The organism is Massilia paldalensis, from assembly GCF_044901715.1.
In the GTDB taxonomy this organism is placed as follows: Bacteria; Pseudomonadota; Gammaproteobacteria; order Burkholderiales; family Burkholderiaceae_D; genus Telluria; species Telluria paldalensis.
This window is the reverse complement of record NZ_JBJCIU010000003.1, coordinates 826,308-851,011: the sequence shown is the minus strand read 5'-3', so window position 1 is coordinate 851,011 and position 24,704 is coordinate 826,308. Positions and strand designations below refer to the sequence as shown.

Below are 24,704 nucleotides of genomic sequence, written 5' to 3'. Positions count from 1 at the left end.
TTGTGAAAATCCTTGAGAGAGAGAAACATGGCGACTGGCACCGTAAAATGGTTCAACGACGCAAAAGGCTTCGGCTTCATCAAACCCGATGATGGTGGCGACGATCTGTTCGCACACTTTTCGGCAATCAACGCCGCCGGCTTCAAGTCGCTGGCCGAAAACCAGCGCGTGAGCTTCGAAGTCACCGCAGGTCCGAAGGGCAAGCAGGCTGCCAACATCCAGCCGCAGTAATCCCTTCTTCCAGGGCCTTGCCCTGACCGGTTAGCCAGACCGGTTCCCATAAAAAAAGCGCCGCAGGTTTCTACGGCGCTTTTTTTATTGGTATGTCGCGGATCGCGTCAATGGCAACCGCAGCTGCCGCTGCCACAACCGCCACCCTTCTTCATGCCGGGCAGTTCCGGGATCGGGTCGCGGCCGGTGTCGTCCTTGAAGCCGGCGGCGTGCAGGCGGTCCATGTAGTCACCCCACAGGCGATCCTGCTGGCTGCCGAGGCGGTACAGGTATTCCCAGGTAAAGATGCCGGACTCGTGGCCGTCGCTGAAGATCGGCTTGATGCCATAGTTGCCGACTGGCTCGACGGCGTCGATGACGACGTTGCGCTTGCCCAGCTGCAGGACTTCCTGGCCGGGGCCATGGCCCTGCACTTCGGCCGAGGGAGAGTAGACGCGCAGCAGTTCGATCGGCAGCACGAAGGCGGCGCCGTCGTCGAAGGCGATGTCGACGGTGCGGGATTTCTGGTGGACGGTGAATTCGGTGGGGATGGGCATGGTGATGAGGTCCTGATAACCTGAGAAACGTCGCCCCTGCGAAGGCAGGGGCCCAAGTTAGATGCGTTGCGGCTGCGCTGGCAAAATTGGCTCCCTGCCTGCGCAGGGACGACGTTTTGAGTGCAGCGTCAGGCTTTATTTTAGCTGTTAGCGAACCGCCGCGTGATCGCCGCCTGCAATTCCCGCAGCAACGCCTTGCGCGCTTGCAACACTTCGGCATCCGTCTCGCGCACGGCCTGCGCCCACACGGGCGCCGGGAAATGGGCATCGTCGGCGTAGCGCGGGATCACGTGCCAGTGCAGGTGCGGCACGACGTTGCCCAGGCTTGCCACATTGACTTTCAAGGGCTGCATCACCTCGCGCACGGCCAGCTCCAGCCGCCAAACGGCGTCGTTCAGCAGCAGGCGGTCGGCATCGGGCAAGTCGCTGACCTCGCGCACGTGGTCCTTCCAGATCACGCGCGCGAAGCCGGGATAGTTGGCGTCGTCGACGAGGATGACGGCGAACTTGTCGTTCTCGAATACCTTCGGGGCGGAAAGTTCGCACAGCTCGCAGCCGGCCACCGTCGTCATACCAGCACCCGCTCGATGCCGCCGTTGTTGGCGTTGGCCACGTAGTTCGGCATCCAGTTCTCACCCAGCAGGTGGCGCGCGATCTCGACGACGATGTAGTCGGCCGTGGTGCCCGCGTCGTCGTTGTAGCGCGACAGGCCCTGCAGGCAGGACGGGCAGCTCGTCAGGATCTTGACGTCACCCTTGAAGCCGTCCGCGCGCAGCTTGTCGGCGCCCTTCTCCATTTCCTGCTCCTTGCGGAAGCGCACCTGCGTCGCGATGTCCGGACGCGAGACGGCGAAGGTACCCGACTCGCCGCAGCAGCGGTCGTTCTTCTCGATCCTGACGTTGTCCGCGGTCTGCACGAGCGCGTTCACTGTCTTCATCGAATCCTGCAGCTTCATCGGCGTGTGGCAGGGGTCGTGGTACATGTAGCGGGTGCCGGTGACGCCTTCCAGCTTGACGCCCTTCTCGAGCAGGTACTCGTGGATGTCCATGATGCGGCAGCCCGGGAAGATCTTCTCGAACTCGTAGGTCGCCAACTGGTCGTAGCAGGTGCCGCAGGAGACGAGGACCGTCTTGATGTCGAGGTAGTTCAGCGTGTTGGCCATGCGGTGGAACAGCACGCGGTTATCCGTCATCATCTTGTCGGCCTTGTCGTACTGGCCCGCGCCGCGCTGCGGATAGCCGCAGCACAGATAGCCCGGCGGCAGCACGGTCTGCACGCCCACTTCCCACAGCATCGCCTGCGTGGCCAGGCCCACCTGCGAGAACAGGCGCTCGGAGCCGCAGCCCGGGAAGTAGAACACGGCCTCCGTGTCGGCGTTCGTCACCTTCGGGTTGCGGATGATCGGGATAACCTTGTCGTCCTCGATGTCCAGCAGCGCGCGCGCCGTCTTCTTCGGCAGGTTGCCCGGCATTTTCTTGTTGACGAAGTGGATCACCTGTTCGCGCACGGGCGCCTTGCCCGTGGTCGGCGGCGGTGCCTTGGTCTGTTCCTTGGCCACGGCCTTCAGCACGCTCGCGCCCAGGCGCTGGGCCTTGTAGCCCCAGTCGATCATCGCCTTGCGGGTCGCGTTGATCGTGGTCGGATCGGTCGCGTTCAGGAAGAACATGCCCGCGCGCTGGGCCGGCTTGAAGGTGCGCTTGTCCATCTTGCGCAACAGGTTACGCATGTTCATCGACACGTCGCCGAAGTCGATGTTGACGGGGCACGGCGTCACGCACTTGTGGCACACGGTGCAGTGATCGGACACGTCCTCGAACTCTTCCCAGTGGCGGATCGACACGCCGCGGCGGGTCTGCTCCTCGTACAGGAAGGCTTCGATCAGGGCCGAGGTGGCCAGGATCTTGTCGCGCGGCGAGTACAGCAGGTTCGATTGCGGCACGTGCGTCGTGCACACGGGCTTGCACTTCCCGCAGCGCAGGCAGTCCTTGATGCTGTTGGCGATCTCGCCGATATCGCTCTGCTGCATGATCAGCGATTCGTGGCCCATCAGGCCGAACGACGGCGTGTAGGCATTGCGCAGGTCGGCGTAGGCGGTGGCGCTGTTGAGCAGCTTGCCCTTGTTGAAGCGTCCTTCCGGATCGACGCGCTGCTTGTAGTCGCGGAAGTCGCGGATCTCGTCGTCGGTCAGGAATTCCAGCTTCGTGATGCCGATGCCGTGCTCGCCCGAGATGACGCCGTCCAGCGAGCGCGCCAGCTTCATGATGCGCTCGACGGCCTTGTGCGCATCCTGCAGCATCGCGTAGTCGTCCGAGTTGACGGGCAGGTTCGTGTGCACGTTGCCGTCGCCCGCGTGCATGTGCAGGGCGACGAACACGCGCGAGCGCAGCACGCGCTTGTGGATGGCGCTCGCCTCGTCCAGGATCGGTTTGTAGGCCGCGCCGTTGAAGATCTGGCGCAGCGGCGCGCGGATGTCGTTCTTCCACGAGACGCGCACCGTATGGTCCTGCACGACGTCGAACAGCGTCGCCTGCGGCTGGCGCTGCAGGCGCTCGTCGAACGTTCCCAGCAAGCCATCGAGGCCGAACTCGGCCAGCTTGCCGCGCACGTCCTGCAAGGGCTGGTCCAGGTTCGCCATGATCCAGCCCCAGCGCGCGGCCACGCGCGCCAGCAGCTCGTCGGCCTGCTGCGGACGGTCGCCCAGGATTTCCTCGCGCGACACGCCCTCGCCCGTCGCATCGTCGGCCTTGGTCGTTTCGAGGTCGCCGGCCGCGAAGTACGCGTGCAGTTCCTCGACCAGCTGCAGCTTGTTCTTGATCGACAGCTCGACGTTGATGCGCTCGATGCCGTCCGTGTACTCGCCCATGCGGTTCAGCGGGATGACGACGTCCTCGTTGATCTTGAAGGCGTTGGTGTGGCGCGCGATGGCGGCGGTACGGGCGCGGTCGAGCCAGAACTTCTTGCGCGCTTCCGGGCTGACGGCGATGAAACCCTCGCCCACGCGGGTATTCGCCAGGCGCACGACTTCCGACGCGGCCTGCGCGACGGCGTTCTCGTCGTCGCCCACGATGTCGCCGAACAGCGCCATCTTCGGCAGCACGCCGCGCTTGGACTTGGTCGCATAGCCGACGGCGCGCAGGTAGCGCTCGTCCAGGTGCTCCAGGCCCGCCAGGCGCAGGCTGGCGAATTCCGGCTTGCCGCTCCTGGGCAGGCTGTCCAGGTAGTCCTTGATCTCGACGATCGACGGGATCGCGTCGCGCGCCTGGCCGAAGAATTCAAGCGCCACGGTGCGCGTGTACTTCGGCATCTTGTGCAGGATCCAGCGCGCCGACGTGATCAGGCCATCGGTGCCTTCCTTCTGGATGCCCGGCAGGCCGGCCAGGAATTTGTCGGTGACGTCCTTGCCCAGGCCCTCCTTGCGGAAGCGGCGGCCTTCGATATTCAGGAACTCCGTGCGGAACGGCTCGCCCTTCGGCGCACCCTTCGTCGAAGGATGCGTCCATTCGAGCTTGAACGAGGCGACGGGCGCATCGTGGATCTTGCCCAGGTTGTGGTCGACGCGGGTGACGTCGAGCCAGTCGCCATTCGGGTCGACCATGCGCCAGGAAGCGAGGTTGTCGAGCGCAGTGCCCCACAGGACGGCCTTCTTGCCGCCCGCGTTCATCGCGATGTTCCCGCCGATGCAGGACGCGTGCGCCGAGGTCGGGTCGACGGCGAACACGAAACCGGCCTTCTCGGCCGCCTGCGACACGCGCTGGGTGACGACGCCTGCGCCCGTGTAGATGGTCGCGTAGTCGTGCGCCACGCCGGGCAGGCGGGTCATCTCGACCTCGCCCATTCCAATCAGCTTTTCGGTGTTGATCACGGCCGACATGGGCGACAGCGGAATCGCGCCGCCCGTGTAGCCGGTGCCGCCGCCGCGCGGGATGATCGTTAGCCCGAGCTCGATGCAGCCTTTCACGAGGCCGGCCATCTCGTCCTCGCTGTCCGGCAGGACCACGAGGAACGGGTACTCGACGCGCCAGTCGGTGGCATCGGTCACGTGCGAGGTGCGGTGCATGCCGTCGAAGCGGATGTTGCGCTTGTCCGTGTACTGGCCCAGCACCTTGGTCGCGCGCTTGCGCAGGTCGTAGGTGTCGCGGAACTCCTGGCCGAAGTCGTCGACGGCCTTGCGCGCCGCGGCCAGCAGCTTCTCGACGGCGCTGCTGCGCGCGGCCACCGTGGCTGCATCGCCCCCGTCGCCGGCATCGACCGTCATGCGGCGCTTGTCGACTTCCGCCAGGCGGTGGTGCAGCGCCTCGATCAGCTTGGCGCGGCGCTTCGGATTGTCCAGCAGGTCGTCCTGCAGATACGGATTGCGGCGCACGACCCAGATGTCGCCCAGCACCTCGTACAGCATGCGCGCCGACCGCCCGGTCTGGCGCGCGCCGCGCAGCTCGTCGAGCAACGCCCACGACGACTCGCCCAGCAAGCGGATCACGATCTCGCGATCGGAAAACGACGTGTAGTTATAGGGGATCTCGCGCAGGCGGACCGGCGAATTTTCTTCGAGCAGGGTGTGGATATTGGCGGGGGCGTTCATGGAAATCGGCTGTCATGCGGACGCTGTCGGATGACCATTCTAGCTTATTGCGTTGCACCACGCTGGGGAGTAGGCAATTTTTGCAACGCTGGAAAAGCACAAATGGCGGAAAAATAGCGGGCTGTGCAAATTTCTGTTGGTAATCCGAAATATTTTTCAATGAAAAGACGGCCTGCACAAGAAATAGTCATCGTATGCATGGCGGGCACCGTGATCGATGCCCGCGGCGTCAATCACCCCACCATCGCTCAACCGAACCACCGGCTCGTGCTATCCCCGATCCATTTCCACCACCCGTCCGGCACGTACAGCAGCGTCGCCGTCATGAACACGTAGCGTCCGAACTTGCCGATGCACATATACATGAGGCTCGACCAGAACGGCAGGTGCAGCCAGCCGGCCAGCGTGCACAGCGGGTCGCCGATGCCCGGCACCCACGACAGCAGCATGGTCTTGGAGCCGTAGCGGGCCAGCCAGTGGAACCAGCGCGACTTGCGCTCCTTGGCGAAGGCGACTTTCGCACGGTAGCCGATCCAGTAGTCGACGGCGCCGCCCAGCGTGTTGCCTACCGTGGCGACGAGGATCGCCGGCCAGAACATCGCCGGATTGGCCTTCACGACGGCGAACACGGCCGGCTCGGAGCCGAGTGGCACGAGCGTGGCCGAGACGAAGGCGATGACGAAGACCGACGTCAGGCCCACGGCGGGCGCGGCAAGCAACTTCAGCAGCCAGAGAACGGCGGATTCGATCATCGCAAGAGATTGAGGGCAATGGAATGGATGGGTCCATTATAATGAGGTGACCCCCATCGTCACGACACGGTAGGTCCAGGCCGTATCCCGGCCACGGCCGCCGCACTGCACACCTCGGTTACCCGCCAACAGGACAGTCCAGCGTCGCCCCGGAATCCAGTGTTACGTATCCGACCATGACTACCGACTACCTTAAAAAAATCCTCACCGCGCGCGTCTACGACGTGGCGGAAGAGACGCCGCTCGAATTCGCCCCTACCCTGTCCCAGCGCATGGGCAACCGGATCTATTTCAAACGCGAAGACATGCAGAGCGTGTTCAGCTTCAAGCTGCGCGGCGCCTACAACAAGATGGCGAACCTGCCATCCGAACAACTCAAGCGCGGGGTCATTTGCGCCTCGGCCGGCAACCACGCCCAGGGCGTCGCCCTGTCCGCCAGCCGCCTCGGCTGCCGCGCGCTGGTGGTGATGCCGACCACCACGCCGCCCGTCAAGATCAATGCCGTCAAGGCGCGCGGCGGCAACAACGTCGAAGTGGTGCTGCATGGCGATTCCTATACCGACGCCTACAACCACGCGTTGACGCTGGAGCGCGAACAGAAGCTCACCTTCGTGCACCCGTTCGACGATCCGGACGTGATCGCCGGCCAGGGCACGATCGGCATGGAGATCCTGCGCCAGCATTCCGGCCCGATCCACGCCATCTTCGTCGCCATCGGCGGCGGCGGCCTCGTGTCCGGCATCGGCGCCTACGTGAAGGCGGTGCGCCCGGACATCAGGATCATCGGCGTGCAGACGATCGATTCCGATGCGATGGCGAAGAGCCTGAAGGCCGGCGAGCGCGTGACGCTGCCCGACGTGGGCCTGTTCTCGGACGGCACCGCCGTGCGCCTCGTGGGCGAGGAAACCTTCCGCCTGGCCAAGGAAGTCGTCGACGAGATCATCATCGTCGATACCGATGCGATCTGCGCCGCGATTCAGGACGTGTTCCAGGACACCCGCAGCATCCTGGAACCGGCCGGCGCGCTGGCCGTGGCCGGCGCCAAAGCCTACATCGAGCGCTCGCAGATGGCGCGCACGCCGGTCAGGAGCGAGACGCTGGTGGCGGTGGCCTGCGGCGCCAACATGAACTTCGACCGCCTGCGCTTCGTGGCCGAGCGCGCCGAGGTGGGCGAGGCGCGCGAAGCCGTGTTCGCCGTGACGATTCCCGAGCAGCGCGGCAGCTTCAAGCGCTTCTGCAGCCTCGTCGGGCCGCGCAACGTGACGGAATTCATCTACCGCATCAGCGACGAGCGCGAAGCCCACGTCTTCGTCGGCGTCCAGATCGGCAACCGCAGCGAGTCGGGCACCGTCGCGCGCACCTTCGAGGAGCACGGCTTCCGTACGCTCGACCTGACCCACGACGAGCTGGCCAAGCAGCACGTACGCCACCTCGTCGGCGGCAAGAGCCCGCTGGCCAACGACGAGTTGCTGTACCGCTTCGAATTCCCGGAGCGCCCGGGCGCGCTGATGCGCTTCCTGGACAGCATGGCGCCGAACTGGAACATCTCGCTGTTCCACTACCGCAACCAGGGCGGCGATGTCGGCCGCATCCTCGTCGGCCTGCAGGTGCCGGCCGGGGAGATGGACGAGTTCCGCCAATTCCTGGCCACGCTCGGCTACCGGCATTGGGACGAGAGCGCGAATCCGGTCTACAAGCTGTTCCTGTGAACGCAGGCATGATGGGCATGTGATGCCCACCATGGGGGTCAGAGCCCGGTGTTGTCGTTCAAAGGGCTCTGGCCCCGGTGTCCACCGCGCCATGGCGAACCCGGCCCACAGGGAATGCCGGAAAGGTGTACGATACGCCGCTTTGCCGCCGCCGGAACGGCATCGGAACACCGGCACTTCGAGATGACACCATGACCAATACTCCCGATCAATCGCCCCTCGGTAAGACTTCGGCCTACCAGACCCAGTACGCCCCCGAGCTGCTGTTCCCGATTCCGCGCCAGCAAAAGCGCGACGAACTCGGCCTGTCCGGTACGTTGCCCTTCTTCGGCGTCGACATCTGGAATGCCTACGAGTTGTCGTGGCTGAACATGCGCGGCAAGCCGCAGGTGGCGATCGCGACGATCACGGCGCCGGCGGATTCGCCGAATATCGTCGAATCCAAATCGTTCAAGCTGTACCTGAATTCCTTCAACCAGACCCGCCTGGCGAACAGCGACGCCCTGCTGGCGCTGCTGCGCGAAGACCTGTCGAATGCCTTCGGTTCCCCCGTGCACGTGGCGCTCACGCTGCCGGAAGACTTCGGCAAGCTCAAGATGGGCGAACTGGACGGCCTGCTGCTGGACCGCCTGGACATCGAGGTCGACAACTACAGCCCGGCACCCGAACTGCTCAAGGCCAACCACGAGGAAGCATCCGTCGAGGAAACCTTCGTGTCGCACCTGCTCAAGTCGAATTGCCTCGTCACGGGGCAGCCGGACTGGGCCAGCGTGCAAATCCACTATGCGGGTCCGCAGATCGACCAGGAAAGCCTGCTGCGCTACCTGATCGGCTTCCGCGAACACAACGAATTCCACGAGCAATGTGTCGAGCGCATCTTTACCGACATCCTGCGGCAATGCAAACCGAGCAAGCTGGCCGTGTACGCGCGCTATACGCGGCGCGGCGGCCTCGACATCAACCCCTGGCGCGCCAATTTCAGTACCGGCAAGCCACTGAATCTGCGCACGGCACGTCAATAAACACGCTCGGATGGGTGATTTTCCGTCGACAGACCCCATCTAGTGTCCGTTTCGAGCGACAGCCTATCGACTGGCGCCACCGTGCTCGAAACGACAAGATTCCGCCAGAAAGCGTGAAAATAAGGTCCCCGGGCGAATCATTCGTGCGTCGAACTCGGGATTTCATAACGGAAATTGCGCACCTGCGAACGTCGCCTTCCTGCGCCCGGCCCAACGGTTGCCGGCGGGGAGCCGACAGGGTGCCCATCGGGCGCGAAATCGAATGTCATGGCCTGGAAACAGGCCTATAATTCCCGCTCGCAAGCACCGCAGCGCACCGCAACAGAAGCGTGTCATGACTAATCTAAGCAAAATCCTCTCGCTCGAGAACGTTCAGCTCGACCTGGAAGTCTCGAGCAAGAAGCGCGCCTTTGAACAGGCCGGCCTGATCTTCGAAAACAATTGCGGCATCGCCCGCTCGACCGTCTCGGACAACCTGTTCGCGCGCGAGCGCCTCGGTTCCACCGGCCTCGGCCACGGCGTCGCCGTGCCGCACGGCCGCATCAAGGGCAGCAAGAGCCTGAAAGCCCCGCTGGCCGCCTTCGTGCGCCTGGTCGAGCCGATTCCGTTCGAATCGCCCGACGGCCAGCCCGTCAAGCTGCTGTTCTTCCTCCTGATCCCGGACCACGTGACCCAGCAGCACCTGGAAATCCTGTCCGAAATCGCCGAACTGTTCTCGGACGAAGCCGTGCGCACCGCGCTGGCCACCGATCCGGATCCGAAATCGGTCCACGAGCGCATCATCAACTGGCAACCCAGCCTGCAGGCGCTGGGCTGAGGCGAAGACGTCCATGCTGCAGACACCGCTGACCATCCAAAGGCTGTACGACGACAATCGCGATACCCTGCAGCTCGGCTGGTTCGCGGGCTTTCCCGGCGGCGAGCGCCTGATCTCGGGCGACGCCGTCTCGGCCGCCGACCAGGTGGGCCACCTGAACCTGATCCACCCGGGCCGCATCCAGGTGTTCGGGCACCAGGAACTGAACTATTACCAGCGCCTGAAATCGGGCTCGCGCAGCCATGTGATCGGAGAATTGATCGCGGGCGAGCCGCCGGCGCTGATCATCGCGCAAGGCCTCGATACGCCGCCCGACATCCTCGCCATCTGCGACGAAAAGAACATCCCCCTGTTCTCGACGCCCCTGCCGGCCGCCCAGGTGATCGACTTCCTGCGCGTCTACCTGTCCAAGAAACTGGCGCAGCGCGTGATCATGCATGGCGTGTTCATGGACGTGCTGGGCGTGGGCGTGCTGATCACGGGCGACTCGGGCCTCGGCAAGAGCGAACTGGGCCTGGAACTGATCTCGCGCTCGCACGGCCTGGTGGCCGACGACGCCGTCGAGTTCTCGCGCATCGCCCCGAACATGATCGAGGGCCGCTGCCCGCCGCTGCTGCAGAACCTGCTGGAAGTGCGCGGCCTGGGCCTGCTGGACATCAAGGCGATCTTCGGCGAGACGGCCGTGCGGCGCAAGATGCGTCTCAAGTTGATTGTGCACTTGGTCAAGCGCGGCGCGCTGGACGAGGAAGTCGAGCGCCTGCCCTTCCACTTCCCGACCGAGGACGTGCTGGGCCTGCCGATCCGCAAGGTCGTGATTCCCGTCGCGGCCGGCCGCAATATCGCGGTGCTGCTGGAAGCCGCCGTGCGTAACACGATCCTGCAGCTGCGCGGCATCGATACGCTGCAGGAATTCATGGAGCGGCAGCGCCAGGCGATGAGCAGCGACTAGCGATGCGCAAGGGCTGGCGTCCACTGCTATCGCTCTTCCTGCTCGGCTGTCTGCCTGCGGTCCACGCCGCGCCCCTGCATCTCCAGTGCGAACAGGCCGCTCCGGGACCGGCGGAAGCCAAGCGGATCGCCCGTCTCGCGAACGGTGTCGTCAAGCGCGACGGCAAGCATGCGCTGTCAGTGCACACCGCCGGCGGCACGCTGCGCCTCGTCGACAAGCCACCCCACGACGAACCCTTGAGCGGCGTGCATTACACGTTCTGCGACCGCCGCGACGGCTTCATCCTCATCGCGGTCGACGACGAGACCCTGGGCACGGGCTTGCTGGTCAACGAAGCCAGCGGCCAGGCCAGCAGGGTCGGACACGACATCCTGTTCTCTCCGGACCGCCGCGCCTACCTGGCAACGGAGCAGCCCGATGGCATGGATGGCGCGCGCTGGAAGATTCATGCCGTCGATGGCACCCTGTCCTGGTCGGGCTACAGTTTCATTCCGCGGGAAGGCAAGGAAAGCGAATTCACCGCCTCCCTCGATACGCCGGCCTGGACCGATACCGGCGAATTCACTGCCATGGCCCAGTGCGTCGGCCCATCGGAGACGCGCTGGAAGGTCAAGCTCATCAAGGCAAAAGGCAGCTGGCAATGGCTGCCGAAGCGGCAATGCCCGCGTCCATGATGCTATCATTCCCGCATGCGCATCTTACTCATCACCGGTATCTCGGGCTCGGGTAAATCCGTTGCCCTCAACGTCCTCGAGGACGCAGGTTATTATTGCGTCGACAACCTCCCGCCGGCCCTGCTGCCGCACCTCGTCAAGACCATCGATGGCGACGACGACAACAAGGTCGCCGTGGCCGTCGATGCGCGCAGCGCGCGTTCGCTGACGGAGCTGCCGACCACGGTGGCCCAGCTGCGCGCCGAAGGGCACCACGTCAAGGTGATCTTCCTCACGTCCAGCACGCATTCGCTGGTGGCCCGCTTCTCGGAAACGCGGCGCAGCCATCCGCTGTCGCACGAACTGCGCCCGGGCGAGAACCCGGCCTCGCGCCGCACGCTGATCGAATGCATCCTGGAAGAACGCGAACGCCTGCTGCCCATCGAGAAGCTGGGCCATGTGATCGACACGTCGGAACTGTCGGCCAACAAGCTGCGCGCCTGGGTCAAGGAGCTGGCCGAGGTCGAGTACGCGCCGCTGACGCTGTTCTTCGAATCGTTCGCGTTCAAGCACGGCGTGCCGCTCGACGCCGACTTCGTGTTCGACGTGCGCGCCGTGCCGAACCCGTATTACGACCTGACGCTGCGCCCGCTCACGGGCAAGGACGCGCCCGTGATCGCCTTCCTCGAGGCGCAGCCGCAGGCGACGGAACTGCTGTCCGACATCCGCGCATTCATCGCCAAGTGGCTGCCCTCGTTCAAGAAGGACAACCGCAGCTACCTGACGGTGGCGGTCGGCTGCACGGGCGGCCAGCACCGCTCCGTGTACATGGCCGAACGCCTCGGTGCCTATTTCTCCGACACGGAACGTGTCGTGGTGCGGCACCGCGAGCAGCCTTAACGGAGGGGTCAGAGCCCGGTGTTGCTTTCAAGGGGCTCTGACCCCGGTGTTCCGCCACAGCATCCGGTAGGGTGGGCATCACATGCCCACCATCGCCACCATCAAAAGAACTCGTCCAGCAAGCGGTAGAAACCGCACTTCGCCCCATCCATCTCCACCCCGTACGCGCGCAGGAACGGCGCCACCCACTCCTCCCCCCACTCTTCCGCGATATCGCGCGTGGCCAGCGCCAGATCCTGCCAGCGGTCCGCCACGCCCAGGCGCCCGCAATCGATCCAGCTGCTGCGTACGCCCGCGGCATGGACGACCAGGTTCGGCAGGCAGGCGTCGCCATGCGCCACGACGAGGTCTTCGCTTGCCGGCGCCTGCGCCTGCAGGCGCGCGAACAATGCGGACGGCGCCAGGCCGCGGTGCGCGTCGTCGAGGTCGTCCTCATCCACCAGGCCCGCTTCCATGCGGGCACGCGCGCGTTCGATGCGCTGGGCGGCACGGTGGTCGAACGGGCACGTTGCCGGATCGAGCGCATGCAGGGCCCGCAATGCCGCGGCCAGCAGGCGCACGCCGTCCGCGGGCTTGACGCCGGACGCCAGCAGGTCGCGGCCCGGCACGGCTTCCAGCAGCAGCCAGTCGCGGCCCCCTTCCTGCACGATGTCGACGACGGGCGCGCACGGGATGCCGGCGCCGGCGAGCCAGCGCAGCCGCGCCGCCTCGTCGTGCAGCTCGGCCAGCGGCCCCGCTGGCTCGGTCTTGACGAACAGCGTGGGGCGGCCGCCGGCGTCGAGGCGGAACACGTCCGCATCCGAGCAGCCGGCGTCCTCGTCCACGCTGCGATACCCATCCAGGCGGGTCTGCCAGACGGCAGGAAAACGCGGCGGCATGGGGGCTCCGTGGTGCAGGGTCAGAGATGGCGCAGCGGATGCACGTAGTCCGGCCACACGGGGTCGAAGAAGCGCGCGACCATCGCTGGCGTCACCTCGTCCAATGTGGGCGGATTCCAATGCGGGTCGTTGTCCTTGTCGATCACGAGCGCGCGCACTCCTTCCAGCACTTCGCCGTGCTCGAAGTTGCGGCGTACCAGCGCGCGTTCCATGCGCAGGCAATCGGCCACGTCCAGCGACGCGGCGCGCTCCAGCATCTCGCGCGTCACGCACATCATCAGGGGAGAACGCTGGCGCATCATCGACAAGGCCTTCTGCGCGAACGGATCGGCATCGCCCGCCAGCGCGGCCATCACGCCGGCCACCGAGTCCGCGCCAAAATGCGCATCGATGCGTTCGCGCTGCGCCTGCAGTTCGCTGGCGCCCGCCCCATCCGCGAACGGCGCGGCGAAGGCGCGGATCGCGTCGGCCAGCGCCGCGCCCGGCGTGGCCTCGACGAGCGCGAGCAGTTCGCCCATGCGCTCGCCCGGCACGAACAGGTCGGCCAGGCCCAGGTAGAGGCCATCGGCGGCGCCGACGGTGGCGCCGGTCAGGCCCAGGTAGTGGCCCAGGCGGCCCGGCGCGTGCGACAGGAAGTGGCTGCCGCCCACGTCCGGGAACAGGCCGATGTTCACCTCGGGCATGGCCATCTTCGTCCGTTCCGTCACGATGCGCAGGCCGCAGCCGGGACCGCCCTGGGCGATACCCATGCCGCCGCCCATCACGACGCCGTCCATCAGCGCGACGTAGGGCTTCGGATAGAAGTGGATCAGGTGGTTGAGCGCGTATTCCTCGGTGAAGAAATCCTCGAGCAGCGCGCTGCCGCCCATCGGCGTCGCGCGGCCGACCTCGTGGAAGAACCGGATGTCGCCGCCGGCGCACAGCGCCTTCTCGCTGCTGCTGCGGATGACGACGGCGTGGACGGAGGCATCGTCGCGCCAGGCCTGCAGGGCCTGCGCCAGCGCGCGCACCATGTCGAGCGACAGCGAGTTCAGGGCTTTGGGGCGGTCCAGCGTGATGATGCCGGTGCCATTGGCGACGCGGGTCAGTACGTATTCGGTCATGTGTCTCGTTATTCGACTAATCAGACCCTTATTCTAGCGGCAGGGTGGACGGCTTGCCGCCCGCCCTGCGCGCCACGCCATGCGCGCGCCCGTCAAAGCAAAAAGGGCGCCGATGCGCCCTTTGTTCACGTTGCCGTTATGGAATCAAGCCGTGGCCGGCTCGGCGTCGTCGCCCGCGTCGGGCAGGCGTTTCGGTGACGTGTGCGTGAAGTCCTGCATCATCTGCTTGTACTTCAAGACCTGGCGGTCGAGCCGGTCCATCAACATGTCGATCGCGGCATACAAGTCGTGCGCGGCACTGGCGACATGGAGGATCTTGCCGGCGACGCGCAAGTTGATCTCCGCCTTCTGGCGTTTGGCCTTCTCGGTGAGGTTGTCGATGCAGAGGATGACGTGGGTATCGATCACTTGATCGAAATGGCGGGTAATGCGTTCGAGCTTGTTCTGTACGTACTCTCGGATGGCCGGGGTAACATCGAGGTGATGTCCGCTGATGGTGAGATTCATACACACTCCTTTGAAGAGGCGCTGCCACAACCACGCGCGCATCCGCGCTTCATGCGCAGGTGGCAACGTTTTGACACGAACTGGCCGCAAGGACTCGTCCAACGACGACAAGTACTTGCTACAAGGATTTGCGGAGGCTGACGGGCGGGATCTTCAAGGCTTCTCGGTACTTGGCGACGGTGCGCCGCGCGATGACCATTCCCTGCTCCCCCAACATGTCCGCGATCTTGCTGTCGGATAAAGGGTTCTTGGGGTCTTCTGCTCCTGTGAGTTGCACGATGAGAGCCCGGATTGCCGTCGAGGATGCTTCTCCTCCCGCCTCGGTGGCAACATGGCTCCCGAAGAAATACTTCAACTCGAACATGCCGTGCGGGGTCAGCATGTATTTCTGAGTTGTGACTCGAGAAATTGTGCTCTCGTGTAGACCTAGTGTATCAGCTATCTCGCGCAAAACAAGGGGCCGCATGGCAACGGCGCCATGGGAGAAAAAATTGCGCTGGCGCTCGACGATGGCCTGGGCCACGCGCAGGATCGTGTCGAAGCGCTGGCGCATGTTCTTGATGAGCCACTTCGCTTCCTGCAGCTGCGCATTCAGTTGCGTCTCGGACTTGCCGCCCTTGAGGGCCTGCGCATACAGGCTGTTCACGCGCAGGCGCGGCATGACCTCGGGATTCAATTGCACGCTCCAGCCATCCTTGGCGCGGCGCACGATCACGTCCGGCACGACGAAGTCGGAGACGTCCGATGCGAACGCGGCGCCCGGATGCGGGTTGCACTGGCGGATCACGCTCTGCGCCTCGCGCAGGTCTTCGTCGTCGCAGTCGAGCGCCTTCTTGAGCTTGTTGAATTCGCGCTGGGCGAACCAGGTCAGGTATTTTTCGACGATGGTCAGCGCCATGCGGCGCGTCACCAGGGGCACGTTCGGCATGCGCCGGATCTGCAGCGCCAGGCACTCGGCCGCGCTGCGCGCGCCCACGCCGGCAGGCTCCAGGCTCTGCACGAGGGAGAGCGCCGTGCGCAGCTCGTCGAAATCGATCTCCAGCTCTTCCGGCAGGCGCGCGTGGATGTCGTCCAGCGATTCTTCCAGGTAGCCGTTGTCGTCCAGCGCATCGACCACCAGCTCGACCAGCGCGCAGTCGCGCGGCGCGCAGCACGACAGGCGCACCTGCTCCATCAGGTGCTCGCGCAGCGTGACGGGACTGGCTTCCAGCTGCGGGCGGCCATCCTCGTCGTCGGCGCCGCTGCCGCTGTTGCCGCTGCGGCCCTCGCCCCAGTCGGCATCGCCGTCGCCGCCGTGCGCATCGTCGCTGCCGCCGCCCTCGCCTTCACCTTCGCTGCCGGCGGCCTTGTTTTCCTCGCCGCTGCCCTGCTGCGCGGGGGCCTCGGCCGGCGCCGGCGCGCTGTTGATGGCGCCGTCGGCCAGCAGGCGCACGGAACGGTCGAGCGGATCGTCGAGCCGTTCCAGCAGCGGGTTGTCGCTCAGGACCTGCTCGATCTCCTGGTGCAGCTCCAGCGTGGACAACTGCAGCAGGCGGATCGATTGCTGCAGCTGCGGCGTGAGCGCAAGGTGCTGTGAAGTCTTGAGTTGCAGCGTCTGTTTCATACCTACATTCGGAAGTGTTCACCCAGATAGACGCGGCGTACGGATTCGTTGGCGATGATGTCGTCGGGGCGGCCGGATGCGAGCACTGCGCCCTGGTTGATGATGTAGGCGCGGTCGCAGATGCCGAGCGTCTCGCGCACGTTGTGGTCGGTGATCAGCACGCCGATCCCGCGCTCCTTCAGGAAGCGCACGATGCGCTGGATCTCGATCACGGCGATCGGGTCGACGCCGGCGAACGGCTCGTCCAGCAGCACGAAGCGCGGGTTGGTCGCCAGCGCGCGCGCGATCTCCACGCGGCGGCGCTCGCCGCCGGACAGCGACAGCGCCGGGCTCTCGCGCAGCTTCTCGATCTGCAGCTCGCTCAGCAGCTCGTCGAGGCGCTCGGCGATGCGCTGCTTGCTCAGCGCCTTGCCGTTCTCGCGCTGCAGTTCCAGCACGGCGCGGATGTTTTCCTCGACCGTCAGCTTGCGGAACACCGACGCTTCCTGCGGCAGGTACGACAGGCCCAGCAGCGCGCGGCGGTGGATCGGCAGGCTCGAGACGTCGTCGCCGTTGATGTCGATGGTGCCGGCATCGGACGGCACCAGGCCCACGATCATGTAGAACGAGGTCGTCTTGCCCGCGCCGTTGGGCCCCAGCAGGCCGACCACTTCGCCGCAGGCGACCTGCAGCGACACGTCGCGCACGACGAGGCGCTTGCCGTAGCTCTTCTGCAGGCCCTTGACGACGAGGGTGCTGCCGCCGGCGCCGGTACTGCTATTGCCGGCGACGGCCGCGTTTTCCGTGCTCGTCTCCATCACTTCTTCTCCGTGGCCGGGACATTCGCCGCGGGCGCTGCGGCCGGCGTGGCGGCGGCGGGCGCCGCGGCTGCCTGGTTACGGCGCGGCGCCAGCGTGATGCTGCCGCGGCCCTTGCCCTGCACGTCGGCGCCGCTCGGATCGTTGCGGCCCACCAGCACTTCCCTGCGGCTGTCGTACGAGATGAACGGGCTATCCATTTCCTGCGTGACCTTCTTGCCTTCGAGCTGGCGGATCTCGGCCTTGGAGAACAGCTTGATCAGGTCGGCGCGCTCGTCGTATTCGATGCGCTGGGCCTGGCCCTCGGCCCACAGGTCGGGGCCGCCGTCGCGCTTCTGGCGGAAGGTGGCCACCTTGCCCGCCGCGGCGGTCAGGATGAAGGTGCGGTAGCCGTCCGGCGCTTCCTTGACCTCGGCGCGGTCCGACTTCAGCACCATGGTGCCGCGCGTGATGACGACGTCGCCGGTGGCGACATAGTTCTGCGTGACCTGGTCGACGTGGGCGTCCTTGTAGTCGATCGTGATCGGCTTGAGCGCGTCCGCCTTCTCGGCCGAGGCGGCCAGCGGCACCAGCAGGCAGATGGCGGCGGCGAGTAGTTTGTTCATGGTTGTCCTCAGGTGAATGGGCTTCAGCGCGGCTGGCGCGGCGGATAGACGGTGCGTCCCCGGCCGAGCTGGGCCTGCTGGGTCGCGTTGTTGACCGTGGCGCCGATCGAATCGATCGTCGCGCCGCCGAGCGTCATCTTGACCGGCTTGTCGGTCTTCGCGATCTCTTCGTCCGGCAGGAACGTCATCGCCGTGGTCTGGATGTGCAGCGGCTGGCCGGTGCCGCTGGCCGGGCGCCGGATGTCGACGTTGCCGGTCAGGTCGATCTGGTTCTGGTTCTGGTTCACGAGCGCGTGGTCGGCCGTGATCGTCATCGGCGGCTTCTCGGCCGCCAGGCTGTGCACGACCGGGTTCTCGATCTCCGAGGTGTTGGTCGACGGCCGGTGCGTCAGGCGTTCGCCCGAGATCACGTAGCGCGGCTTGCCGTCCACCGACATGCGCACGAAGCTGAAGTTGTCGATGATGTAGTCCGGGTCGTCGCCCACGTTGACGCGGGTGGGATCGTCGCCCTGGCCCTGCATCACCTGCACCAGCCAGAAGCTGCCGAAGGCGAAGAACACCGCGGTCAGCATCAGCGCCAGCAGGCGCCAGCGGTGCGCGGTCCGTTTGTAGGTTGCGGGTGCCATGGGGTATCCGGTCGTCCCTTATGCGAAATACGGCGCGAGGGCCTGATCGTAGGTGCCCTGGGCGCGCATCACCATGTCGCAGACTTCGCGCACGGCGCCGCGGCCGCCCGGGTTCTTCGTCACGTAGTGGGCGCGGTGCTGCACTTCCGGATGGCCGCTCGGCACGGTGACGGCAAAGCCCACGCGGGTGAGCAAGGGCACGTCGATCACGTCGTCGCCGATGTAGCCGCATTCCTCGGCCGTCACGCCGGTCTTGGCCAGCAGCTCGGCAAAGGCGATGCGCTTGTCGTGCTGGCCCTGGAACACGTGGGTGATGCCCAGGTCCGCCGCGCGCCTGACAACGATGGGGGAAGTGCGCGCGCTGATGATCGCCGTCTGCACGCCCGTGCGGTTCAGGAGCTGGATGCCGAGGCCGTCCAGCACGAAGAAGGTCTTGGTGACCTCGCCGTCGGCGCCATAGGTCAGGCTGCCGTCGGTGAGCACGCCGTCGACGTCGAAGATCATGACCTTCACGCGCCTGGCGCGTTCCATGTGTGCCAGCGGAGTCACCATCAGATCACCTTGGCGCGGGTCAGGTCGTGGATGTGCAGGGCGCCTACCAGCTTGTCGTCGGCATCCGTCACCAGCATCTGGTTGATGCGGAATTCCTCCATCACGGCAACGGCGTCGACGGCCAGCTGTTCCGGATGGATGCGGCGCGGGTTCGCGTGCATGACGTCGCGGATGACGAGCGTGGAAAAGTCCTGGACCTTGGCGATCAGGCGGCGCAGGTCGCCGTCGGTGAACACGCCGACCGGGCGGCCTTCGCCGTCCACCACGGCCGTCATGCCCATGCCCTTCTGCGAGATCTCCAGCAGCGCGTCGATCAGCAGGGTATCCGGCGCCACCTTCGGCACCGCGTCGCCGCTGCGCATGACGTCGCTCACGCGGGTCAGCAGGCGCCGGCCCAGGGCGCCGCCCGGGTGCGACAGGGCGAAATCCTCCGACTTGAAGCCGCGCAGTTCCAGCAGCGCCACGGCCAGGGCGTCGCCCAGGGCCAGCGTGGCGGTGGTGCTGGCGGTCGGGGCCAGGTTCAGCGGGCAGGCTTCCTTGTCGACCGCGACGTCCAGGTGCACGTCGGAGGCCTGCGCCAGGCGCGATTCCGGCTTGCCGGTCATGGCGATCACGGGCACGCCCATGCGCTTGACGGCCGGGATCACGATGGCCAGTTCGCTGCTCTCGCCGGAATACGAAATGGCGATGAGGACATCGCCCGGGGTAACCATGCCGAGGTCGCCGTGCGCCGCTTCGGCCGGATGCAGGAACAGCGCCGGGGTGCCCGTGGAGGCCAGCGTCGCGGCGATCTTGCGGCCGATGTGACCCGACTTGCCGATGCCCGAGACGACCACCCGCCCCTTGCACGCCATCATCAGCGCCACCGCGCGCGCGACGCTGTCGTCGTCGCCCAGGCGCGCGGACAGCTTGCGCAGCGCTTCGGTCTCGATATCCAGGGCCTCGCGGGCCAGTGCCAACGCGCGCTGGGCCTGGGTCTCGTTAAAACTTGTCAGCATTATTTTTTCATCGGTTACACTCATAGACAAAGTATAGCCGAATTGGGAAAGCAAGAAACTTGCCAGACGTAACAAAACATCACTTGACAGGCCCTTCGCCTTTGACGACGCGATGACATCATCCGGGCTCGAACTCACCTTGCTCCTGCTGGGCAGCGCCGTCCTCGGCGTGGTCGCGTTCCGGATGCTGCACCTGCCGCCCATGCTGGGCTACCTCGCGGTGGGCGTGCTGATCGGCCCGAATGCCCTGAACCTGGCCGACAACGGCCCCACGACCCACGCGCTGGCCGAATTCGGCGTGGTGTTCCTGATGTTCTCCATCGGCCTGGAATTCTCGCTGGCCCAGTTGAAGGCGATGCGCCGCATCGTGTTCGGGCTGGGCCTGGCCCAGGTGGCGCTGACCATCCTCGCCACCGTGGCCATCTCCTTCTTCTCGTCGGCGCTCCCGCCGGCTTTCCGGATCGGCTGGCAGGCCGCGCTGGCGCTGGGCGGCGCGCTCGCGATGTCCTCCACCGCCATCGTCTCCAAGATGCTGACCGAGCGCCTCGAACTGGAAAGCGAACATGGACGCCGCATCATCGGCATCCTGCTGTTCCAGGACCTGGCCGTGGTGCCCCTGCTGATCCTGATTCCCTCGCTGGCCAAGCCGGCCGAGGAGCTGGCGATGACGCTGGCCTGGGCCGGCGTCAAGGCCGCCGCCGTGCTGGCGCTGCTGCTGTTCTTCGGCCAGAAGCTGATGCGCCAGTGGTTCACGGTCGTGGTCAAGCGCCGCTCGCAGGAACTGTTCATGCTGAACCTCCTGCTGGTGACGCTGGGCGCGGCCTGGATCACGGAGCACGCCGGCCTGTCGATGGCGCTGGGCGCCTTCGTCGCCGGCATGCTGATCTCCGAGACCCAGTACAAGCACCAGGTGGAAGAAGACATCAAGCCGTTCCGCGACGTGCTGCTCGGCCTGTTCTTCATCACCATCGGCATGCTGCTGAACGTGCAGCTGGTGCTGGCCAACTGGTGGATCGTGCTGGTGCTGCTGGTGGTGCCGGTGGTGCTGAAATTCGCGCTGATCGCCGCCCTGGCCAAGGCCTTCGGCTCGTCGGACGGCGTGGCGCTGCGCACCGGCTTCGGCCTCGCGCAGGCCGGCGAATTCGGCTTCGTGCTGCTGAACCTGGCGTCCGGGTCGACGCTGATCGACCCGTTCGTGATCCAGCTGGTGCTGGCGTCGATGGTGCTGTCGATGCTGGCCGCGCCCTTCGTCATCGCCAACATGGACAAGATCGTCATGAAGATCGCGTCCAACGAATGGATGCTGCAGTCGCTGCAGCTGACCCAGCTCGCCAGCCGCACGATGAAGGCGCAGAAGCACGTGATCATCGCCGGCTTCGGCCGCAGCGGCCAGAGCCTGGCGACGCTGCTGTCGGAAGAAAAGCTGTCCTGGTACGCGCTCGACCTGGACCCGGAACGGGTGCAGGAAGCGCGAAGCGCCGGCGTCGACGTCTCCTACGGCGACTGCACCCGCCGGGAGGCGCTCATCGCGGCCGGCATCAAGCGCGCCAGCGCCCTCGTCATCACCTTCGCCGACACCCGCCTGGCGCTCAAGGTGCTGCACCTGGTGCACGAGCTGGCGCCGGACCTGCCCGTGATCGTGCGCGCCCACGACGACCGCGAACTCGATGTATTGAAGCAGGCCGGGGCCACCGAGGTGGTGCCGGAAGCGCTGGAATCGAGCCTGATGCTGGCCTCGCACGCGCTGGTGGCGATGGGCGTGCCGCTGCGCCGCGTCGTGCACCGCGTGCAGGCGGCGCGCGACGAGCGCTACGCCTCGCTGCGCGGCTTCTTCCACGGCGCCCGCGACGCCGACGACGCCGAGGTGCACCTGCATTCGGTGACGCTGAAGGACGACGCCGACGCGGTCGGACGGCGGCTGATGGAACTGGAGCTGGACGCGCTCGGCGCCGAGGTCGCGGCCGTGCGCCGCGGGATCGAGCGGATCGAGCCGGATGCGCAGGTCGAGCTGCGTGCCGGCGACGTGGTGGTATTGCGTGGAACGGGCGACGCCGTCAGCCGCGCCGAGGGCCGCCTGGCCCGGACCTGATCACGGCGCCGCGACCACCTGGTTGCGGCCGTTCTCCTTCGCCTGGTAGAGCGCCTGGTCGGCCTGGGCGACGAGCTGCTGCGCCACGCCCTCGATCGCGTGGTCGCGCTGGAAATCGTCCAGCATCGCCACCCCGATCGACACCGAGATCGACAGCCACTCACCGTCCGGCAGCGCGAACGGCGCGTCGGCCACGCTGGCGCGGATGCGCTGGGCCACCACGCTGGCGCTGCCCACGTCCGCGTCGATCAGGAGCACCACGAATTCCTCGCCGCCGAAGCGGCCCAGCGCGTCCGAGATGCGCAGTTCCGCCTTGATGCGCGCCGCCACTTCGCGCAGCACGTCGTCGCCGGCCTGGTGGCCGTGGGCGTCGTTCACCTGCTTGAAGTGGTCGATGTCGATGTACATGCACGAGAGGCGGTAGGACTGGCGCCGCGCGCGGGCAATTTCCTCGACGAGGCGCCGGTCCATGTAGCGGCGGTTGTAGACGCCCGTGAGCGAATCGGTCAGGCCGATGTACTTCAGCATCTCGTTGCTGATCGTGTTTTCCAGGCAGATCGCGATGATCGAGCCCATGTGCTCGACGAAGTCCGTGCCCAGCAGCGGCGTGAAGCGCGCCGGGTCGCGGCTGCCCAGGTTCAGGCTGCCGATCAGGCGCTTGTTGCGCAGCAGGGGCACCAGCGCGACGCTGGCCAGGCCCGCCGGCGGATGCGGAAAGGCGTGGCGGTGGACGGCGGGATCGTAGGGCGACAGGCGCGGCTTGGGCGCCTGGCCCGCAGGCGTGTCGTGGCCCAGCGTGGCGGCGCTGTCGTGGAAGATCAGGCCGGGCAGCGCGTCGAAATCCACGCCCAGCTTCTGCATCACCGTGTGGATATCGGCGTCGGCGTCGACCAGCGCCAGCGTGACGGCGTCCAGGTCGGAGACCACGGGCAGCAGGCGGAAGATGGTGGCGGCGAGCTCCTGGAAGCTGCCGGCGCCGACGATCTCGAGGTCGAACGCCTGGTGCCGCATCATGATGGCGTGGTTGCTCTCGGCCTGGTCGAGCAGGCTCGCGAGCTGGCGCCGCAAGGCCTCGTTTTCGGCTATCAGTTCGCGCACACTGGCGCCGCGCTCGTACATCGGTCGACCTCCGTATAGGAATATTCCTACATTACGCCAACTGCGCCCAAATGCAAACGAAAAGTGACTGGACCGTTGTCGGAATGCCTTGGAACGCCTGACAAAAACTGCAGGGCAAGGCGATGCAACGCCGCCATGGAGGTTTTGTTAGGCGCTCTCAGCCGGGCGGCGCGCGCCAGGCCTGCTCCGCCGCATCCAGGATGGCCGGCGACAGCAGGTGCACGGCGCGCGGCACCAGGTCCAGCGCCACCGGCGCGCCCAGCGCGGCCAGGCGTTCGCACGCGCGCCGGCTGTGCTCCGCGGGCACCACGCCGTCCATCCTGCCGTGCACGAGGCTGACGGCCGTGCGCGCATCCCAACGCTCCGGCAGCGGCGCGAAGCGGCCGGCGATGGCGATCACGTGGCGCGCCAGCCAGCCGTCGGCGCCGGCGGCCAGCGCCATGATCGCGCCTTGCGAGAAGCCGGCCAGCACCGTATCCCGCGGCCCGGCGCCGTGGCGGCGCTGCAGCGCCCGCACCGTCTCGACGAAGGCGGGCAGCGCGGCGCGGATCCGGCCCGGACGGTTGTCCTCGTCGATGCCGTCGACGGAGAACCATTGATGGCCGCGCGGGCCCCGATCGTAGGGCAAGGCGGCCGGCGGCGCTTCGATGCGCACGTCCGGGGCGGCGGCGGCGATGCGCTCGCCCAGCGGCGCCATGTCGGCCGGCTGGCCGCCGACGCCGTGCAGCAGGATCAACAAGGTCATCGGAAGGTTGCGTCAGAACGCCAGTTCGGCTTCCAGCTCCTGCCCGGCATACAGCTCGCTGCCGGCGCCGTGCGCCACGATGCAGTTCATGCCCAGGCAGACGGCGCCTTCCATGCGCGGATTGGCGCGGTAGGTCTGCAGGATGTCGAGGGGGTCCGGCCCGGCGATGCCGGTCTGCTGGTCGATGGACGGGATCGGGCAGCGCGCGCACGGCTTCACGGGGCGCACCGTGGCCGTCTCGAACGCCAGCTCGGCCAGGTAATCCTCCTCGAAGGCCGGCAAGCCGCCGACCACCAGGTTGGGACGGAAGCGGTCCATCGGCAGCGCGGCGCGGCCGGCCGCGGCCAGGCGGGCATTCAGGTCGTCCAGCGAGGACTGGCCGATCAGCAGCAGCGGATAGCCGTCGGCGAAGCGGGTCTGCGACGGCACGCCCTCCGTCCACTTGACGCTGGTCGGACGCACGACGTCGCGCCGGAAGCGCACCAGCCGGCAGGCGCTGCCGACGGCCTGGGTGAACCAGTTGGCGGCGGCGTCGCCGCAATCGGCGGCATCGACCAGGTCGTCCCAGATCTTCACCGTGCGCGCGCTTGCCTCCGGATTGTGCGCCAGCGGCAGGCAGAAGTCGGACATGCCGGGGCTGCTCACCCGCAGCAGGTCGCCGTCGGGACGGGGCCGGATCAGCGCCATGCACGGGTGCTCGCGCTGGGTCAGGAACTGGCCCTGCTCGGTGACCAGCATCCATTCGCGGTCGTGCACGCCCTGGGCCTGCAGGCCGGATTCGAGCAAGGTGGCGGACGGCACGGACAAGCCCGCGCAGGATTTGATCGGGTAGATGAACAGCTGGGTCAGGGTGGCCATGCTCGGAGCGGTGGGAAGGCGGTGCGGGATAGTATCGCACCAAAACCGGCCGATGCCTACGTGTTGCCATCCCCAT

At 66.4% G+C, this 24,704-nt stretch carries 24 protein-coding genes and 1 pseudogene; 8 read left to right on the top strand and 17 right to left on the bottom strand.

The features are described 5' to 3' along the window. Positions 1-27: 27 nt before the first annotated feature. Complete coding sequence (locus ACI1V7_RS18530; RefSeq protein WP_314544864.1) at positions 28-231, top strand: cold-shock protein; 204 nt, start codon at positions 28-30, stop codon at positions 229-231. Positions 232-338: 107 nt separating this feature from the next. Here the strand turns inward: ACI1V7_RS18530 and ACI1V7_RS18525 are convergent, their stop codons facing one another. The 5 genes from ACI1V7_RS18525 to ACI1V7_RS18505 all read right to left on the bottom strand — a co-directional run bounded on the left by ACI1V7_RS18525 (position 339) and on the right by ACI1V7_RS18505 (position 6,098). Beyond that, positions 339-767, bottom strand: a complete 429-nt coding sequence (locus ACI1V7_RS18525) for a gamma-butyrobetaine hydroxylase family protein (RefSeq protein WP_404533240.1) — start codon at positions 765-767, stop codon at positions 339-341. A gap of 140 nt (positions 768-907) precedes the next feature. Next, complete coding sequence (locus ACI1V7_RS18520) at positions 908-1,339, bottom strand: HIT family protein (protein WP_404533239.1); 432 nt, start codon at positions 1,337-1,339, stop codon at positions 908-910. Beyond that, positions 1,336-5,346 carry a DUF3683 domain-containing protein gene (locus ACI1V7_RS18515; protein ID WP_404533238.1) on the bottom strand — a complete coding sequence of 1,337 codons (4,011 nt, stop codon included), beginning with the start codon at positions 5,344-5,346 and terminating at the stop codon, positions 1,336-1,338. Before ACI1V7_RS18515 ends, ACI1V7_RS18520 begins: the two co-directional genes overlap by 4 nt. A 44-nt stretch (positions 5,347-5,390) precedes the next feature. Further along, a complete protein-coding gene (locus tag ACI1V7_RS18510; protein WP_404533237.1) occupies positions 5,391-5,546 on the bottom strand; it encodes a hypothetical protein in 156 nt (51 codons plus the stop codon). Positions 5,547-5,594: 48 nt separating this feature from the next. Next, positions 5,595-6,098: a YqaA family protein gene (locus ACI1V7_RS18505; RefSeq protein WP_404533236.1), complete on the bottom strand. Its 504-nt coding sequence runs from the start codon at positions 6,096-6,098 to the stop codon at positions 5,595-5,597. 53 nt (positions 6,099-6,151) lie between these two features. On the opposite strand from ACI1V7_RS18505, the pseudogene ilvA reads away from it, so the two are divergent. The 6 genes and pseudogenes from ilvA to rapZ all read left to right on the top strand — a co-directional run. Beyond that, a pseudogene (gene ilvA / locus ACI1V7_RS18500) lies at positions 6,152-7,807 on the top strand (threonine ammonia-lyase, biosynthetic); the annotation flags it as partial. Positions 7,808-7,998: 191 nt separating this feature from the next. After that, the gene (gene queF / locus ACI1V7_RS18495) at positions 7,999-8,829 is read left to right on the top strand and encodes an NADPH-dependent 7-cyano-7-deazaguanine reductase QueF (RefSeq protein WP_404533235.1); all 831 of its coding nucleotides are present in this window, start codon (positions 7,999-8,001) and stop codon (positions 8,827-8,829) included. 334 nt (positions 8,830-9,163) lie between these two features. After that, a complete protein-coding gene (locus tag ACI1V7_RS18490; protein ID WP_404533234.1) occupies positions 9,164-9,646 on the top strand; it encodes a PTS sugar transporter subunit IIA in 483 nt (160 codons plus the stop codon). Between the two features lie 13 nt (positions 9,647-9,659). After that, positions 9,660-10,595, top strand: coding sequence for an HPr(Ser) kinase/phosphatase (gene hprK / locus ACI1V7_RS18485; RefSeq protein WP_290415440.1), 936 nt, complete (start codon positions 9,660-9,662; stop codon positions 10,593-10,595). A 2-nt stretch (positions 10,596-10,597) separates the two neighbouring features. Then, the gene (locus ACI1V7_RS18480) at positions 10,598-11,269 is read left to right on the top strand and encodes a hypothetical protein (RefSeq protein ID WP_404533233.1); all 672 of its coding nucleotides are present in this window, start codon (positions 10,598-10,600) and stop codon (positions 11,267-11,269) included. Positions 11,270-11,284: 15 nt separating this feature from the next. Further along, positions 11,285-12,148: an RNase adapter RapZ gene (gene rapZ / locus ACI1V7_RS18475; RefSeq protein ID WP_404533232.1), complete on the top strand. Its 864-nt coding sequence runs from the start codon at positions 11,285-11,287 to the stop codon at positions 12,146-12,148. 101 nt (positions 12,149-12,249) lie between these two features. Here rapZ and ACI1V7_RS18470 read toward each other — a convergent pair whose 3' ends face one another. From ACI1V7_RS18470 to ACI1V7_RS18430, 9 genes are all read right to left on the bottom strand, one after another. Further along, complete coding sequence (locus ACI1V7_RS18470) at positions 12,250-13,026, bottom strand: APH(3')-II family aminoglycoside O-phosphotransferase (protein WP_404533231.1); 777 nt, start codon at positions 13,024-13,026, stop codon at positions 12,250-12,252. 20 nt (positions 13,027-13,046) lie between these two features. Further along, the gene (locus ACI1V7_RS18465; RefSeq protein ID WP_404533230.1) at positions 13,047-14,129 is read right to left on the bottom strand and encodes an enoyl-CoA hydratase/isomerase family protein; all 1,083 of its coding nucleotides are present in this window, start codon (positions 14,127-14,129) and stop codon (positions 13,047-13,049) included. Positions 14,130-14,273: 144 nt separating this feature from the next. Further along, positions 14,274-14,636, bottom strand: coding sequence for a ribosome hibernation-promoting factor, HPF/YfiA family (gene hpf, locus ACI1V7_RS18460; RefSeq protein WP_404533229.1), 363 nt, complete (start codon positions 14,634-14,636; stop codon positions 14,274-14,276). 118 nt (positions 14,637-14,754) lie between these two features. Then, positions 14,755-16,239: an RNA polymerase factor sigma-54 gene (locus tag ACI1V7_RS18455; RefSeq protein ID WP_404533228.1), complete on the bottom strand. Its 1,485-nt coding sequence runs from the start codon at positions 16,237-16,239 to the stop codon at positions 14,755-14,757. A 2-nt stretch (positions 16,240-16,241) separates the two neighbouring features. Then, on the bottom strand, positions 16,242-17,036 hold the full coding sequence (gene lptB, locus ACI1V7_RS18450) for an LPS export ABC transporter ATP-binding protein (RefSeq protein WP_404533434.1): 795 nt from the start codon (positions 17,034-17,036) through the stop codon (positions 16,242-16,244). Further along, on the bottom strand, positions 17,036-17,641 hold the full coding sequence (lptA, locus tag ACI1V7_RS18445; RefSeq protein ID WP_404533227.1) for a lipopolysaccharide transport periplasmic protein LptA: 606 nt from the start codon (positions 17,639-17,641) through the stop codon (positions 17,036-17,038). The genes lptB and lptA overlap by 1 nt, the downstream gene beginning before the upstream one ends. Before the next feature lie 23 nt (positions 17,642-17,664). After that, positions 17,665-18,267 carry an LPS export ABC transporter periplasmic protein LptC gene (gene lptC, locus ACI1V7_RS18440; protein ID WP_404533226.1) on the bottom strand — a complete coding sequence of 201 codons (603 nt, stop codon included), beginning with the start codon at positions 18,265-18,267 and terminating at the stop codon, positions 17,665-17,667. A gap of 18 nt (positions 18,268-18,285) precedes the next feature. Next, complete coding sequence (locus ACI1V7_RS18435; RefSeq protein WP_404533225.1) at positions 18,286-18,819, bottom strand: KdsC family phosphatase; 534 nt, start codon at positions 18,817-18,819, stop codon at positions 18,286-18,288. Next, on the bottom strand, positions 18,819-19,841 hold the full coding sequence (locus ACI1V7_RS18430) for a KpsF/GutQ family sugar-phosphate isomerase (protein WP_404533224.1): 1,023 nt from the start codon (positions 19,839-19,841) through the stop codon (positions 18,819-18,821). Before ACI1V7_RS18430 ends, ACI1V7_RS18435 begins: the two co-directional genes overlap by 1 nt. An 88-nt stretch (positions 19,842-19,929) precedes the next feature. On the opposite strand from ACI1V7_RS18430, the gene ACI1V7_RS18425 reads away from it, so the two are divergent. Further along, positions 19,930-21,906, top strand: a complete 1,977-nt coding sequence (locus tag ACI1V7_RS18425) for a monovalent cation:proton antiporter family protein (protein WP_404533223.1) — start codon at positions 19,930-19,932, stop codon at positions 21,904-21,906. Here the strand turns inward: ACI1V7_RS18425 and ACI1V7_RS18420 are convergent, their stop codons facing one another. The 3 genes from ACI1V7_RS18420 to ACI1V7_RS18410 all read right to left on the bottom strand — a co-directional run bounded on the left by ACI1V7_RS18420 (position 21,907) and on the right by ACI1V7_RS18410 (position 24,628). Continuing rightward, positions 21,907-23,025, bottom strand: coding sequence for a GGDEF domain-containing protein (locus ACI1V7_RS18420; protein WP_404533222.1), 1,119 nt, complete (start codon positions 23,023-23,025; stop codon positions 21,907-21,909). It abuts the gene before it with no gap. Positions 23,026-23,182: 157 nt separating this feature from the next. Next, positions 23,183-23,770, bottom strand: a complete 588-nt coding sequence (locus ACI1V7_RS18415; RefSeq protein WP_404533221.1) for an alpha/beta hydrolase family protein — start codon at positions 23,768-23,770, stop codon at positions 23,183-23,185. Positions 23,771-23,782: 12 nt separating this feature from the next. Continuing rightward, positions 23,783-24,628: an MOSC domain-containing protein gene (locus ACI1V7_RS18410; protein WP_404533220.1), complete on the bottom strand. Its 846-nt coding sequence runs from the start codon at positions 24,626-24,628 to the stop codon at positions 23,783-23,785. Positions 24,629-24,704: the final 76 nt, after the last annotated feature.